At 62.0% G+C, this 14,211-nt stretch carries 14 protein-coding genes; 12 read left to right on the forward strand and 2 right to left on the reverse strand.

The window, feature by feature from the left end; genetic code table 11:
* Positions 1–119: 119 nt before the first annotated feature.
* The 5 genes from DTP52_RS01260 (at position 120) to DTP52_RS01280 (ending at position 4,714) form a co-directional block, all read left to right on the forward strand.
* The gene (locus DTP52_RS01260) at positions 120–800 is read left to right on the forward strand and encodes a response regulator (protein ID WP_109751494.1); all 681 of its coding nucleotides are present in this window, start codon (positions 120–122) and stop codon (positions 798–800) included.
* Positions 797–2,128, forward strand: coding sequence for an ATP-binding protein (locus DTP52_RS01265; protein ID WP_109751495.1), 1,332 nt, complete (start codon positions 797–799; stop codon positions 2,126–2,128). The genes DTP52_RS01260 and DTP52_RS01265 overlap by 4 nt, the downstream gene beginning before the upstream one ends.
* Positions 2,129–2,376: 248 nt before the next feature.
* The gene (locus DTP52_RS01270) at positions 2,377–2,898 is read left to right on the forward strand and encodes a GNAT family N-acetyltransferase (RefSeq protein WP_109751496.1); all 522 of its coding nucleotides are present in this window, start codon (positions 2,377–2,379) and stop codon (positions 2,896–2,898) included.
* A 92-nt stretch (positions 2,899–2,990) separates the two neighbouring features.
* Entirely contained in the window at positions 2,991–4,403 is a 1,413-nt protein-coding gene (locus tag DTP52_RS01275) for an aspartate aminotransferase family protein (protein ID WP_109751497.1), read from the forward strand.
* Between the two features lie 83 nt (positions 4,404–4,486).
* Positions 4,487–4,714 (forward strand): MbtH family protein, encoded by a 228-nt coding sequence (locus DTP52_RS01280; protein ID WP_109751498.1) that lies wholly within the window; start codon positions 4,487–4,489, stop codon positions 4,712–4,714.
* A 56-nt stretch (positions 4,715–4,770) separates the two neighbouring features.
* Here the strand turns inward: DTP52_RS01280 and DTP52_RS01285 are convergent, their stop codons facing one another.
* A complete protein-coding gene (locus DTP52_RS01285) occupies positions 4,771–5,715 on the reverse strand; it encodes a LysR family transcriptional regulator (protein ID WP_109751499.1) in 945 nt (314 codons plus the stop codon).
* Positions 5,716–5,818: 103 nt separating this feature from the next.
* Between DTP52_RS01285 and DTP52_RS01290 the strand changes: the two genes are divergently transcribed.
* Entirely contained in the window at positions 5,819–6,664 is an 846-nt protein-coding gene (locus DTP52_RS01290; protein WP_109751500.1) for a type 1 glutamine amidotransferase domain-containing protein, read from the forward strand.
* A 123-nt stretch (positions 6,665–6,787) separates the two neighbouring features.
* Here the strand turns inward: DTP52_RS01290 and DTP52_RS01295 are convergent, their stop codons facing one another.
* Entirely contained in the window at positions 6,788–7,606 is an 819-nt protein-coding gene (locus DTP52_RS01295) for a pyruvate, water dikinase regulatory protein (protein WP_109751501.1), read from the reverse strand.
* A 176-nt stretch (positions 7,607–7,782) separates the two neighbouring features.
* Between DTP52_RS01295 and ppsA the strand changes: the two genes are divergently transcribed.
* The 6 genes from ppsA (at position 7,783) to DTP52_RS01330 (ending at position 14,142) form a co-directional block, all read left to right on the forward strand.
* Complete coding sequence (gene ppsA, locus DTP52_RS01305; protein WP_109751503.1) at positions 7,783–10,158, forward strand: phosphoenolpyruvate synthase; 2,376 nt, start codon at positions 7,783–7,785, stop codon at positions 10,156–10,158.
* 219 nt (positions 10,159–10,377) lie between these two features.
* Positions 10,378–11,367, forward strand: coding sequence for an alpha/beta fold hydrolase (locus tag DTP52_RS01310; protein ID WP_109751504.1), 990 nt, complete (start codon positions 10,378–10,380; stop codon positions 11,365–11,367).
* A gap of 126 nt (positions 11,368–11,493) precedes the next feature.
* Complete coding sequence (gene rraA / locus DTP52_RS01315; RefSeq protein ID WP_109751505.1) at positions 11,494–11,985, forward strand: ribonuclease E activity regulator RraA; 492 nt, start codon at positions 11,494–11,496, stop codon at positions 11,983–11,985.
* 25 nt (positions 11,986–12,010) lie between these two features.
* On the forward strand, positions 12,011–13,006 hold the full coding sequence (locus DTP52_RS01320) for a zinc transporter ZntB (protein ID WP_109751506.1): 996 nt from the start codon (positions 12,011–12,013) through the stop codon (positions 13,004–13,006).
* A gap of 63 nt (positions 13,007–13,069) precedes the next feature.
* On the forward strand, positions 13,070–13,315 hold the full coding sequence (locus tag DTP52_RS01325; RefSeq protein ID WP_014337331.1) for a hypothetical protein: 246 nt from the start codon (positions 13,070–13,072) through the stop codon (positions 13,313–13,315).
* A 2-nt stretch (positions 13,316–13,317) separates the two neighbouring features.
* Positions 13,318–14,142 (forward strand): mechanosensitive ion channel domain-containing protein, encoded by an 825-nt coding sequence (locus tag DTP52_RS01330; protein ID WP_053183230.1) that lies wholly within the window; start codon positions 13,318–13,320, stop codon positions 14,140–14,142.
* The last annotated feature ends 69 nt before the right edge of the window (positions 14,143–14,211 follow it).

Raw genomic sequence — 14,211 nt, forward strand, 5'->3', positions numbered from 1 at the left:
TCGATTAACCCGACGACGACCGGCAGGTAGCGATGATCGCCCATGTTTGCCGTACTCGTCGCATAATGTCGGCTTAATCGGCCGGCGGCCTAATGTACCTTTTTCCACGGGGCTTACCCATGCGCGTACTGGTTTGCGAAGACGATGAGTTGATTGCCAGCGGGATCGTTGCCGGCCTTACGGCGCAGGGCCTGACTGTCGAACACGTCGCCACCGCATCGGCGGCGCGGGCGATGGTCGGCGTGGCGGAGTTTGATGTCATGGTGCTGGACCTGGGCCTGCCCGACGAGGACGGTCTCAAGCTGCTCAGGCAACTGCGCCAGCAGGGGCTGGAGACACCGGTGCTGATCCTCACCGCCCGGGACTCGGTGACCGACCGGGTCGACGGCTTGCAGGCCGGTGCCGACGACTATCTGCTCAAGCCCTTCGACCTGCGCGAACTGGCGGCGCGCCTGCACACATTGCTGCGGCGCGTGGCGGGGCGCAGCGTCAACCTGATCGAGCACGGTCGCCTGACCTACGATCCCAGCAGCCGGGAAACCACCCTGGACGGCCAACCGGTGGATCTGTCCCGGCGCGAGCAATCGCTGTTGCAGGCACTGCTGCACAGTCGTGGCCGGGTGCTGTCCACCGAGCAACTCAAGGACAGTGTCTACGGGTTCAACGACGAACTGGAAAGCAACGCCCTCAATGTCCATATCCATCACCTGCGGCGCAAGTTGGGTAACGGGATTGTCGAGACCGTGCGCGGCCTGGGCTATCGCCTGGGGCCGGCCGACGGTGGAGAAACCTCCAAGTGATGAGCCTGCGACTGCGCCTGAGCCTGACCCTCGGCGCGGCTTTTGCCTTGATCTGGGCGCTGGCCGCGGCGTGGATGCTCAGCGACCTGCGCAACCAGATGATGTTTTCCCTCGATCAGCGCCTGGTGGCCTCGGCGCGGATGGTCGCCGGGTTGCTGGAGCAGATGCCGCCGTTGCCCAGCAAGGGCGACGGCACGCATTTGAGCTCCGAGCAATTGAGCATTCCCGGTGGCATGGCCTGCCAGGTCAGCTCCTTGCGCGGCGAGATCCTGGCTCGCAGCCATGGCACCCCGGAACAGACCCTGGAAGCCGAGAAAATGGGCTTTCACGACCAGATGATCGACGGCGCGCCCTGGCGCAGCTTCACCCTGGCCCGGGGCGATCTGCGCATCACCACCGCCGACCGCCAGATCGAACGCGAAGCCTTGAACATGTCGATACTGCTGGCCGCCTCGGTGCCGGTGGGCGTGGCGTTGCTCGGTTGCCTGTGCTTGCTTTGGCTGGGCATCGGACAGGGCCTGGCGCCACTCAATCGCATGCGCGATGCGTTGATGCGGCGCAATGCCGATTCACTGGAACCCTTGCAGATCCATCCGCTGCCCAGTGAGTTGCGACCGTTGCTGGAAACCCAGAACCAATTGTTCCAGCGCATCGGCAAGACCATCGAGCGCGAGCGCCGGCTGACTGGCGATGCCGCCCACGAGCTGCGCAGCCCGTTGACCGCCATCAAGACCCACCTGCAAGTGGCGCGTATGACCGAGGGCGTCGCCCGCGACCAATCCCTGGCCAGGGCCGAGGAGGGGGCCGACCGCTTGCACCGCACGCTCGAACAATTGCTGCTGCTGGCCCGGGTCGAAGGCAGCCTGTCGTTCGACGATGGCGTGCAATGCAATGCCGAACAGGTGGCGCGGTTGGCGATTCAGGATGCGGCCAGCAGTGATTCCCGGCGAATCAAGCTGCATCTTTCTCCAGGGGTGTCCGACGCACCGGTGCAGATGCCAGCGGTGCTCTCCATCGCCGCCTTGCGCAACCTGCTGGATAACGCCCTGCGCCATACCCCGGTCGATACCGACGTGGAATTGAGCCTGGAGATGATCGGCCAGCGCGTGCGCTTCCAGGTCCGCGATCATGGCCCCGGCATCGCCGCCGACGACATCCAGCACCTGACCCAACGCTTCTGGCGCAACGGCCAGAGCACCGGCTGCGGGCTGGGGTTGGCGATCGTCCAGGCCATCGTCCAGCGTTGCGGCTGCGGCCTGCATTTCGATAGCCGCCCGGATGGGTTGCGGGTCGAGCTGACGATGCCGGTGCAGGTGTTGCCGGGTTAATCCCCTGTGCAAACACAACCTGCCGGTGCCAAACCTGTGGGAGCAAAGCTTGCTCGCGATGCAGGCACCTCGGTCTGATTGCTGAGCAAGGTGATGCCATCGCGCGCAAGCTTTGCTCCCACAGGTTCAATTCCCCCTCGTTTTGCTCCTTCGCATACATCTGCTGTAACGACCTGCCATTGGCGCGCCCACCTGATCCGGGTCTATGTTTTTTTCAGCTCGACTCAAGGACTGAGGAAAACCGCGCCATGGATACCTTCATCGAAATCTGCACGGCCACCCCCAGCGATGCCGGCATCATCAGCCGGATCGCCGAGCGCTCCATCCGGGTCGGGTGTGCCGCCGAACACCGTAACGACCCCGGCATCGTGGCCGCCTGGGTACGCAACAACACCTTCGCTCATATCCACCCCTGGCTGGCCAATCCACGGTTGCGCCTGACCGTGGCGCGTTTGCAGGGGCGGCCGGTGGGTGTCGCCATGGCTTCGGTCAGCGGCCGGATCGCCTTCTGCTACGTGCAGCCGGAGTCTTTTCGCCGTGGTGTCGGCGAGGCGCTGGTGCGGGATATCGAGGCGTGGCTGCGCGGGCGTGGGGTGACCCGGGTGCGCCTCAACAGCACGCGTACCAGCCGTGCCTTCTATCGACGCCTGGGGTTCGAGCAGAGCTCGGACGCCTTCGCCATCGGCGGGGTCAAGGCCATTGCGATGCACAAGCCATTGATCGCGCCGACGGCGAAAGTTCTGGCCGAGAGTAAATCCCTTCGCGGCTGATGCGTTTCCACAACAGGAAACCTGCACGTGCGCCTCGACCGGATGCGCACCTGCCCGGTGTGTCGTTTGGGTCATTATTGCGGGGTCGAGAGATGTCAGTCGCCAACAGCCTTATCGAAGCACAACCGGCCCGGGTCAGCCCGGCACCGGCCGAGACGCTCTACCAGTTCAATGAGTCGCCGTTGCTGGCTCGCCAGAGTCGGCAGGAGTCCAATGCCCGCAGTTATCCACGGCGCATTCCCCTGGCCCTCAAGCGCGCCAAGGGGGTGTATGTCGAGGACGTCGAGGGCCGCACCTTCATCGATTGCCTGGCTGGTGCCGGCACACTGGCGCTGGGGCATAACCACCCGGTGGTGATCGAAGCGATCCAGCAGGTGCTGGCCGACGAGCTGCCCTTGCATACCCTGGACCTGACCACGCCGGTCAAGGACCGTTTCGTCCAGGACCTGTTCGGCCTGTTGCCGGCGCAATTGGCCGCCGAGGCGAAGATCCAGTTCTGCGGTCCCACCGGCACCGACGCGGTGGAAGCCGCCCTCAAGCTGGTGCGCACCGCCACCGGACGCAGCACCGTGCTGTCGTTCCAGGGCGGCTACCACGGCATGAGCCAGGGGGCGTTGAGCCTGATGGGCAGCCTGGGGCCGAAGAAACCCCTGGGCGCTTTGCTCAGCAGCGGTGTGCAGTTCATGCCATACCCCTACGATTACCGCTGCCCGTTCGGGCTGGGCGGTGTGGCGGGCGTGAAGGCCAACTTGCATTACCTGGAAAACCTGCTGAATGACCCCGAGGCTGGCGTGCAATTGCCGGCGGCGGTGATCGTCGAGGTGGTGCAGGGCGAGGGCGGGGTGATTCCGGCTGATCTGGATTGGCTGCGTGGCTTGCGGCGAATCACCGAGCAGGCGGGAGTGGCGTTGATCGTCGACGAAATCCAGAGCGGCTTCGGCCGTACCGGCAAAATGTTTGCGTTCGAGCATGCCGGGATCATCCCGGACGTGGTGGTGCTGTCCAAGGCCATCGGCGGCAGCCTGCCGCTGGCGGTGGTGGTTTATCGCGACTGGCTCGACACCTGGCTGCCGGGCGCCCATGCCGGGACCTTCCGCGGCAATCAGATGGCCATGGCCGCCGGTTCCGCGGTAATGCGCTATCTGTTGGAGCACGACCTGTCGGCTCACGCCGCCGCCATGGGCGAGCGCTTGAGTGAGCACCTGCACATCCTGCAGCGGGATTTCCCGCAGTTGGGCGATATCCGTGGTCGCGGGCTGATGCTCGGGGTCGAACTGGTGGAGCCGACGGGTAAGTCGGATGCCCTGGGCCATCCGCCGGTGCATGCGCGACTGGCACCACGGCTGCAACGCGAATGCCTCAAGCGCGGGCTGATCCTGGAGCTGGGTGGCCGGCAGGGCGGCGTGGTGCGGTTTCTGCCGCCGCTGATCATCACGGCAGCGGAAATCGACCGGGTCGCCGAGATTTTCGGACGCGCCTTGGCTGCTGCTGTCGCTGGCGCCTAATTTTCACCCGGTCCCGTACGTTCCTTTCATATCCCGCTGCGCATACGACGTAGCGAACCTCGAGCAACGATGGAGAAACACCCATGACTTCAGTATTCGACCGCGAGGACATCGTCTTTCAGGTCGTGGTCAACCACGAAGAACAGTACTCGATCTGGCCAGACTACAAGGCCGTCCCCGAAGGCTGGCGTACCGTCGGCAAAAGCGGATTCAAGAAGGACTGCCTGGCCTACATCGAAGAAGTCTGGACCGACATGCGCCCGTTGAGCTTGCGCAAGAAGATGGAAGAGCAGGCGGCATTGGCCCAGTAGGTCAGGGATGTTGTGGGAGCGAGCCAGCTCGCGCTGCAGGCACCTCGGTCTGTCAGTCAGGCCAAGGTGATGCTATCGCGAGCTGGCTCGCTCCCGCAGGTGGCGTCCGCTCTTGCTATAAAGTCAATCAACGCCCGCGCCGCCGCCGGCAATTGTCGATGGGGCGGGTAAATGATTGAAAACGGTCGGCTGCGTCCGCCAACGTCCTCCAGCAACGCCACCAATTCCCTCCGCGCGATTCGTTCCCGGACGATGAAGTCATAGGTCTGGCAGATCCCCATCCCGGCCTGGGCCAGGGACACGATACCCAGCACATCGTCGGACACCTGGACATTGCCCGCCGGCAGCCATTCCCGATCTTCATGGTTTATGCGAAACAGCCAGGGTGCGATGCGTCCGCTGCTGGGCATCACGAAGGGCAGGCAGGCGTGGGTTGCCAATTCGTCGAGGTGCCGGGGCGTTCCGGCGCGTTCCAGGTATTGCGGCGCGGCTACCAGGCAAAGGCGGGCGTCTTCGAGCTTGCGGCCGACCAATCCGCTGTCCGGCAGCGGCCCGAGACGAATCGCCAAGTCATACCCCTCAGCCACCAGATCGACATTGCGGTTGGTAATGCTCAGCTCGACCCGTACCTGTGGAAAAGCCTGGCCGAAGCGCGACAGCAGCGATGGCAAGCGGTAATGGCCGTAGGTGGTCGGCACGCTCAAGCGCACGCGACCGGACAGGACGCCGTCCTGGCCCTGGATTCGTCGCTCGGCATCGTCAATCAGGGCAAAGGCCGAGCGCGACTGTTCCAGGTACAGGGCACCGGCATCGGTCAGGTTCAGCCGCCGTGTCGTGCGTCGTAGCAGTTGCACCCCGAGCCGGGCTTCGAGGCGGGAGATGGCGCGGCTCAGGACCGAAGGCGTGGTCCCCAGCGTCACGGCTCCGGCGCTGAGGGTGCCTTTTTCCACGACCGTGACGAAGGCTTCCACGTCGGCCAGGTAATCGAATCGACGGGGCATTGTTGCCTCCAGGGGCCAGGTGATGTTCCGAGGCGCCAGTTTATCGCCGGTAGGCGCATCAATACAGTGGGCGCATCTTTTATCGAAGCGTCCTGGAGTCATCATGAAAAAGCTCACGTCCTTGGCAACATCTGTTGTACTGGCAGGCATCAGTGTCGTGGCCCATGCCGATAACGTGCTGGTGGTCCTGTCCGATTCCGATCATCTGGATCTGAAAAATGGCAAGGTCTTCTCCACCGGGTTTTACCTCAACGAATTGCTGCAACCGGTGAAACTGCTGCTGGATGCCGGTCACCAGGTGACGTTCGCGACGCCCGAGGGCAAGGCGCCGACGCTGGATCGGTCCTCGCTGGACAAGATGTACTTCAATAACGACTCGGCGGAGCTGGGGCGCTACCAGGCGTTGCTGGCGCAGTTGAACATCACGTCGGCCAAGGACTCTCCGGTGATCAGTCTGGCTCGTGCCGAGCAGATCGGCCTGGAGCAGTTCGACGCCCTGTACATCCCCGGTGGGCATGCACCGATGCAGGATTTGCTCACGAGCGCACCGCTGGGCCGGGTGCTGACGCACTTCCATGCCCAGGGCAAGACCACCGCGCTGGTTTGCCACGGGCCGATAGCGTTGCTGTCGACCCTGGCCGACGCCAAGGGCTTCACTGGCCAGTTGGCCGCCAATGGTCAGGCCTCGGCCCAGGCCGACTGGATCTACGCGGGGTACAAGATGACGGTGATCAGCAATCAGGAAGAAGAGCTGGCCAAGGGGCTGCTGGGCGGCGGGAGCATGAAGTTCTATCCACAAACCGCGTTGGAGCAGGCCGGTGGGCACTACAGCAGCAACACCGCGCCGTGGACGTCCCATGTGGTGACGGATCGGGAATTGATCACGGGACAAAACCCGGCGTCGGCGCTGGAGGTGGGGCAGGCGTTGGTCAAGCGGTTGAAGCGCTGACCAGGAACGCCACAGGTTCTTTTGTGGGAGCGAGCCTGCTCGCGATTGCGGTGGATCAGCAACATTAATGTTGGCTGACACTCGGCTATCGCGAGCAGGCTCGCTCCCACAGGGGGGACGGGTTTATTTGAACCGCCGCTCCACCCCTTTCTCCACCAGGATCTTCGCCGAAATCTCTTCCACGGAAAAATGCGTGGAATTGATATGGGGAATGTTCTCCCGCCGGAACAGGTTTTCCACCTCGCGCACTTCGAATTCGCACTGGGCGTAGCTCGAATAGCGGCTGTTGGGCTTGCGCTCGTTGCGGATCGCGGTAAGGCGGTCCGGGTCGATGGTCAGGCCGAACAGCTTGTGCTGGTGGGCGCGCAGGGCGCTAGGTAGTTGCAGGCGCTCCATGTCGTCTTCGGTCAGCGGATAGTTGGCCGCGCGGATACCGAATTGCATCGCCATGTATAGGCACGTCGGTGTCTTACCACAGCGCGACACGCCCACTAGGATCAGGTCGGCCTTGTCGTAATAATGCGTGCGCGCGCCGTCATCGTTGTCCAGCGCGAAATTGACTGCCTCGATCCGCTCCATGTAGTTGGAGTTGTGTCCAATGGAATGGGACTTGCCGACCGAGTAGGACGAGTGCTCGCTCAGTTCCTGCTCCAGGGGGGCCAGGAAGGTGGAAAAAATGTCGATCATGAAACCATTGGACGTTGCGAGAATCTCACGGATGTCCTGATTGACGATGGTATCGAAGATGATCGGGCGGAAACCGTCGTTTTCGGCGGCTTTATTGATTTGCTGTACCATGGCCCGCGCCTTGTCGACGTTGTCGATGTACGGACGTGTCACTTTGGTGAAGGTAATGTTTTCGAATTGCGCCAACAGGCTTTGGCCTAGCGTTTCGGCCGTGATGCCGGTGCCGTCGGAGATAAAGAAAGCAGATCGTTTCATTTGCGCCTTGGGCCTTAAGCTAGTAACGATTCTTGGATATGATAGGCGCGATTTGCTGGCCGCCAGTGGCCCGCATTCTCACTTATTTTCCAGGTCCAGGCCATATCGCCGGTAATCGCTCCCCTGGAGCCTCCGGTGCCTTGAGCTTTTCCAACACAGTTAGTGGAGAGATCACCTTGGTAGAGTACGTAGTTTCCCTCGATAAGCTCGGCGTCCATGATGTGGAGCATGTGGGGGGCAAGAACGCATCCCTGGGCGAGATGATCAGCAACCTCGCCGGTGCCGGCGTATCGGTGCCAGGTGGCTTCGCCACGACCGCTCAGGCTTATCGTGATTTCCTGGAACTGAGCGGCCTGAACAAGCAGATCCACGATGCGCTCGATGCCCTGGACGTCGATGACGTCAATGCCTTGGCCAAGACCGGTGCCCAGATCCGCCAATGGATCATGGAAGCCGAGTTCCCCGAGAAACTGAATGCCGAGATCCGCACCGCGTTCGCCAAGTTGTCCGAGGGCAATCCCGATGTCGCCGTCGCCGTGCGTTCCTCGGCCACCGCCGAAGACCTGCCGGACGCCTCCTTCGCTGGCCAGCAGGAGACCTTCCTGAACATTCGTGGCGTGGAAAACGTCATCCGTGCCGCCAAGGAAGTCTTCGCCTCTCTCTTTAACGACCGTGCCATTTCCTACCGCGTGCACCAGGGCTTCGACCACAAGCTAGTTGCCCTGTCCGCGGGTGTGCAGCGCATGGTCCGCTCCGAAACCGGCACCGCCGGCGTGATGTTCACCCTCGACACCGAGTCGGGCTTCCGTGACGTGGTGTTCATCACCGGCGCCTATGGCCTGGGTGAAACCGTCGTGCAGGGCGCCGTGAACCCGGATGAGTTCTACGTCCACAAAGGCACGCTGGAAGCCGGCCGCCCGGCCATCCTGCGGCGCAACCTGGGCAGCAAGGCCATCAAGATGATCTACGGCGACGAAGCCAAGGCCGGTCGTTCGGTGAAAACCGTCGACGTGGACAAGGCCGAGCGCGCGCGTTTCTGCCTGACCGACGCCGAAGTCAGCGAGCTGGCCAAGCAGGCGATGATCATCGAGAAGCACTACAAGTGCCCGATGGACATCGAGTGGGCCAAGGACGGTGACGACGGCAAGCTGTACATCGTGCAAGCCCGTCCGGAAACCGTGAAGAGCCGCACCCAGGCCAACGTCATGGAGCGCTACCTGCTCAAGGAAACCGGCACCGTGCTGGTGGAAGGCCGTGCCATCGGCCAGCGCATCGGCGCCGGCAAGGTGCGGATCATCAAGGACGTCTCGGAAATGGACAAGGTCCAGGCCGGTGACGTACTGGTTTCCGACATGACCGACCCGGATTGGGAACCGGTGATGAAGCGCGCCAGCGCCATCGTCACCAACCGTGGTGGTCGTACCTGCCACGCGGCGATCATTGCCCGTGAACTGGGTATCCCGGCAGTGGTGGGTTGCGGCAACGCCACCGAATTGCTCAAGGACGGCCAGGGCGTGACCGTTTCCTGCGCTGAAGGCGATACCGGCTACATTTTCGAAGGCGAACTGGGCTTCGACATCAAGAAGAACTCCGTGGACGCCATGCCGGACCTGCCGTTCAAGATCATGATGAACGTCGGCAACCCGGACCGTGCTTTTGACTTCGCACAGTTGCCGAACGCTGGCGTGGGCCTGGCCCGCCTGGAGTTCATCATCAACCGCATGATCGGCGTGCACCCCAAGGCATTGCTGAACTACGACGGCCTGCCGCAGGAAATCAAGGACAGCGTCGACAAGCGTATTGCCGGCTACAACGATCCGGTCGGCTTCTATGTCGAGAAGCTGGTGGAAGGCATCAGCACCCTGGCGGCGGCGTTCTGGCCGAAAAAGGTCATTGTGCGGCTGTCGGACTTCAAGTCCAACGAATACGCCAACCTGATCGGCGGCAAGCTCTACGAGCCGGAAGAAGAAAACCCGATGCTGGGCTTCCGTGGTGCTTCGCGCTACATCAGCGAATCGTTCCGCGACTGCTTCGAGCTCGAATGCCGTGCCCTCAAGCGCGTGCGTAACGAGATGGGCCTGACCAACGTCGAGATCATGGTGCCGTTCGTCCGGACCCTGGGCGAAGCGAGCCAGGTCGTGGACCTGCTGGCGGAAAACGGCCTGGCCCGTGGCGACAATGGCCTGCGCGTGATCATGATGTGCGAGCTGCCGTCCAACGCGATCCTGGCGGAAGAATTCCTCGAGTTCTTCGACGGTTTCTCCATCGGTTCCAACGACCTGACCCAACTGACCTTGGGCCTGGACCGCGACTCGGGGATCATCGCCCACCTGTTCGACGAGCGTAACCCGGCGGTCAAGAAGCTGCTGGCCAACGCCATTGCCGCCTGCAACAAGGCCGGCAAGTACATCGGCATCTGCGGCCAGGGTCCTTCGGACCACCCGGACCTGGCCAAATGGCTGATGGAGCAGGGCATCGAAAGCGTTTCGTTGAACCCGGACTCTGTGCTGGAAACCTGGTTCTTCCTGGCTGAGGGACAGGCTGCGGTCTGATTGAGTGAAGGGGCCTCACCGGTAATGTAAGCCGGACGACCTTGTGGGAGCGAGCCTGCTCGCGATAGCGTTGGATCAGCAAGATTAGTCTCGGCTGACACTCTGCGATCGCGAGCAGGCTCGCTCCCACAGGTCCGCGGCTATCAAACTCCCCGGTCCCTTTTGATTGAAGTAGGGCGGGCTCCTGACGGATGCCGCCCTTTTTTGTGCAAGAGTATTATGCAAAGCAGCAGCAACCTCTTTCCTGTCGCTCTGATCAGCGCCGAGCGGCGCGGTGATCTGAGTGAAGATGTCTATCGCTTGAAACCCGGCAACAGCCCCGACGCCAGCGTCGAACTGGCCGTCACCCGGCTGGGCATGGCCGATGCCAGCGAAATCCGTGGCGTCCCGGTGATCCTGTTGCACGGCAGTTTTTCCAATCGACGCTTCTGGTATTCGCCCAAGGGCCTGGGGCTGGGAGCCTACCTGGCACGCCTGGGCTTCGATGTGTGGATTCCCGAGATGCGCGGCCATGGGTTATCCCAGCGCAACCAGGCCTATCGCAACAATCGGGTGGCCGACTATGCCCGCTACGACTTGCCGGCCATCGGTGCCTTCGTGCGTGAGCAGAGCGGGCAAGTGCCCCACTGGATCGGTCACTCCTTGGGAGGTATTACCCTCGCGGCAGCCTTGGGTGGCCATTACCTGGGCGAACCTGCGGTGGCTTCGGCGGCGTTTTTCGGTACCCAGGTCAGCCGCACCTACTGGCCGTTGAAGATCCCGCCGGTGGAGTGGAGCGGCCGGTTCATCCTCAAGCGCTTTGCCCAGTTGTCCGGCTCAAGGCTCAAGCGCGGCCCCGAGGACGAGCCCATCGGCCTGGCGCTGGAAAGCATGCGCTGGTACGGCCTGTTCGGACGGTTCGGCGATGCCGAGAAGAACTGGTGGGCCGGGCTGGCCGATGTCCAGTTGCCGGTGCTGGCGGTGAGTGCCGCTGGCGATCACCAGGACCCTACCTGGGCTTGCCGCAAGCTCTTCGAGCAGATCGGTTCCGAGCACAAGCAGTTTGTCTGCCTGGGCCAGGAGCAGGGTTTCAAGGGCGATTTCGGCCACGTCGAGATGCTGGTCAGCAAAGCGGCACAGGCTGAGGTCTGGCCTCTGGTAGCCCGTTGGCTGCAAGATCAGCAGGCGCCGTTGCTGGAAAGTCTGCCCGCCCTGGCCGAGGCGGTTTGAGGGAAAGGCTCTGACATGGGCATTTCGCTCTGGTCGGCTTGCGGCTAAGATATGACGCTTGACGCGGTTCCAGTCACAAACGGTTGCTCATTCAGTCCGACGTTCCAGCCTTTCAGGAGTTGTTCGATGAACCATTACCTCACGCCCGACCTGTGCGACGCCTACCCGGAACTGGTGCAGGTGTTGGAGCCGATGTTCAGCAATTTTGGTGGCCGCGACTCCTTCGGCGGCGAAATCGTGACCATCAAGTGCTTCGAAGACAACTCACGGGTCAAGGAGCAGGTTGAACTCGAGGGCAACGGCAAGGTGCTGGTCGTCGACGGCGGCGGCTCCCTGCGTCGGGCGCTGCTGGGGGACATGCTGGCGGAAAAAGCCGCGAAAAATGGTTGGGAAGGGCTGGTGATCTACGGTTGCATCCGTGACGTAGACGTTATTGCCCAGACCGACCTCGGGGTCCAGGCCCTGGCCAGCCACCCGATGAAAACCGACCGGCGTGGCGTCGGCGAACTCAATGTGCCGGTGACCTTTGCCGGCGTGACGTTTCGTCCAGGCGAGTATGTCTACGCGGACAACAACGGCGTGATCGTCTCGCCTAGCCCGCTGAAAATGCCTGAATGAAGCACCACTGCCATAAGGGATGAGGATGTTCGAGGAAGAAAACGCGCAGTGGGGGCTGGTGCATGCCCTGGTGCTGGACGGTAAAGGCGGCGCGCGTTCCATAGCCCGGACCGAACTCGACGATTTGCAGTTGCAGGCCCATGAAAGCCTGTGGCTGCACTGGGATCGCAGTCATCCGCAAACCCACACCTGGCTGCGCAAATCCAGCGGCTTGAGCGAATTCAACTGCGACCTGCTGCTCGAGGAGAATACTCGTCCGCGCCTGTTGCCATTGCCCAACGCCGAGTTGCTGCTGTTTCTTCGAGGCATCAACCTCAACCCGGGTGCCGAGCCGGAAGACATGGTCTCGGTACGGATCTTCGCATCCGCCCAGCGGGTGATCTCTCTGCGCCTGCGTCCGTTGCGCGCTACCGATGAACTGCTGGCGCAGTTGGCCGAGGGCAAAGGACCGAAAAACGCGTCGGAACTCATCCTTTATATGGCGCAGTACCTCACCAACAAAGTGCAGGACCTGGTCACTTGTCTCTCTGAGATCGTCGATACCGAGGAAGAAAAACTTGATACCGACGAACGGTATACCCCCGAGCACGACGCCATTTTGCACATCCGGCGACGGGCCGCCGGACTCAAGCGCTTCCTGGCGCCACAGCGGGACATTTTCGGCCAGATGACGCGACTCAAGCTGCCGTGGTTTTTCGACGATGACAGCGACTATTGGAACGAATTGAACAACAGCCTGACCCGTTACCTCGAGGAACTGGAATTGACCCGAGAGCGCGTGGGGCTTGTGCTGGAGGCCGAAGACCGGCGCCTTTCGGTGCGGATGAACCGCACCATGTACCGCTTCGGCATCGTCACCGGGATTTTCCTGCCGATGAGTTTTCTCACCGGCCTTCTGGGCATCAATGTCGGCGGCATTCCGTTTTCCGAAAGCCCCTACGGTTTCATGATTGCCTGCCTGTTGATGATCTGCGTGGCGCTCGGGCAGTGGTGGTTGTTCCGCCGCTTGCGCTGGGTGTGATGGGGTTTCATGTGACCCGACGAAATTTGATCGCGTCTTCCACAGACATCACGAGAGGTGCGTATGCACGATCCGTTTGAACAGTCTTTGCGCGACATGCTCAAGGCTTCGCCGTCCAGCCGGGACGATGATGCGTGCCTGGGACGTGTACTGAAAACCGCCAACCGTCAGGTCGGTGCGGGCGATCTGTTCAGCCTGCTGGGCCGCTGGTTGCCCGCGCTGATGATCGCCCTGAATAACGGATCGGCCCATGTCTCGCCGGTTTCCCGCCGTAAACCTGTTACTCGCACCGCTGATAAGGCTGATTGAATATGGAACTTGATCTCTGGACCCAGAGCCTCGTCACGGCAATGACTGCGTTGTGGACCAAGGTGGCTAACTTCATCCCGAACCTGTTCGGCGCTCTGGTGGTGCTGTTACTGGGTTTTGTCGTGGCCAAGCTGCTGGACACGCTGCTGTCCAAGCTGCTCGCCAAATTGGGTCTCGACCGCCTGATGGGGGGCACCGGCCTGACCAAACTGTTGTCCCGTGGCGGCATCCAGGTACCGATCTCGACCCTGGTCGGCAAGATCGTGTATTGGTTCGTACTGCTGATTTTCCTGGTTTCCGCTGCAGAATCCCTTGGCCTCGAGCGAGTTTCGGCCACGCTCGACATGCTTGCGCTGTATTTGCCGAAGGTTTTTGGTGCCGCGCTGGTGTTGCTGGTCGGCGTTCTGCTGGCGCAACTGGCCAACGGGCTGGTGCGCGGCGCGGCCGAGGGCGTTGGGCTGGACTACGCCGCTGGCGTGGGGCGAATTGCCCAGGGCCTGGTGATCATCATCAGTATTTCGGTGGCGATCAGCCAGTTGGAGGTCAAGACTGACCTGCTCAACCACGTGATCGTGATCGTATTGATTACCGTTGGTCTGGCGATTGCGCTGGCAATGGGGTTGGGAAGTCGTGAAATCGCCGGGCAGATCCTGGCGGGAATCTATGTGCGTGAATTGTATGAGGTTGGGCAACAAGTGCGTGTTGGCGAGGTCGAAGGCCAGATCGAAGAGATCGGCACGGTGAAAACCACATTGCTGACCGAGGAGGGCGAACTGGTGTCGCTTTCCAATCGGATCCTGCTGGAACAGCATGTGAGTAGCCGCTAACCCGGCAAACCCTGCTAATGTATGCCGCCGCAAAATGCCCGATACGGCAGGCTGCGGCGCACATTGACC

Source organism: Pseudomonas sp. 43mfcvi1.1 (assembly GCF_900115935.1).
GTDB classification, from domain to species: Bacteria; Pseudomonadota; Gammaproteobacteria; order Pseudomonadales; family Pseudomonadaceae; genus Aquipseudomonas; species Aquipseudomonas bijieensis.

Excerpts from the sequence above, each read along its gene's own strand:
- DTP52_RS01330 (WP_053183230.1), top strand. The coding sequence starts at position 13,318 with ATGGAACTTGATCTCTGGACCCAGAGCCTCGTCACGGCAATGACTGCG.
- DTP52_RS01290 (WP_109751500.1), top strand. The coding sequence starts at position 5,819 with ATGAAAAAGCTCACGTCCTTGGCAACATCTGTTGTACTGGCAGGCATC.
- DTP52_RS01260 (WP_109751494.1), top strand. The coding sequence starts at position 120 with ATGCGCGTACTGGTTTGCGAAGACGATGAGTTGATTGCCAGCGGGATC.
- DTP52_RS01325 (WP_014337331.1), top strand. The coding sequence starts at position 13,070 with ATGCACGATCCGTTTGAACAGTCTTTGCGCGACATGCTCAAGGCTTCG.
- DTP52_RS01280 (WP_109751498.1), top strand. The coding sequence starts at position 4,487 with ATGACTTCAGTATTCGACCGCGAGGACATCGTCTTTCAGGTCGTGGTC.
- DTP52_RS01275 (WP_109751497.1), top strand. The coding sequence starts at position 2,991 with ATGTCAGTCGCCAACAGCCTTATCGAAGCACAACCGGCCCGGGTCAGC.
- rraA (WP_109751505.1), top strand. The coding sequence starts at position 11,494 with ATGAACCATTACCTCACGCCCGACCTGTGCGACGCCTACCCGGAACTG.
- DTP52_RS01270 (WP_109751496.1), top strand. The coding sequence starts at position 2,377 with ATGGATACCTTCATCGAAATCTGCACGGCCACCCCCAGCGATGCCGGC.
- DTP52_RS01310 (WP_109751504.1), top strand. The coding sequence starts at position 10,378 with ATGCAAAGCAGCAGCAACCTCTTTCCTGTCGCTCTGATCAGCGCCGAG.
- DTP52_RS01320 (WP_109751506.1), top strand. The coding sequence starts at position 12,011 with ATGTTCGAGGAAGAAAACGCGCAGTGGGGGCTGGTGCATGCCCTGGTG.
- DTP52_RS01295 (WP_109751501.1), bottom strand. The coding sequence starts at position 7,606 with ATGAAACGATCTGCTTTCTTTATCTCCGACGGCACCGGCATCACGGCC.
- DTP52_RS01285 (WP_109751499.1), bottom strand. The coding sequence starts at position 5,715 with ATGCCCCGTCGATTCGATTACCTGGCCGACGTGGAAGCCTTCGTCACG.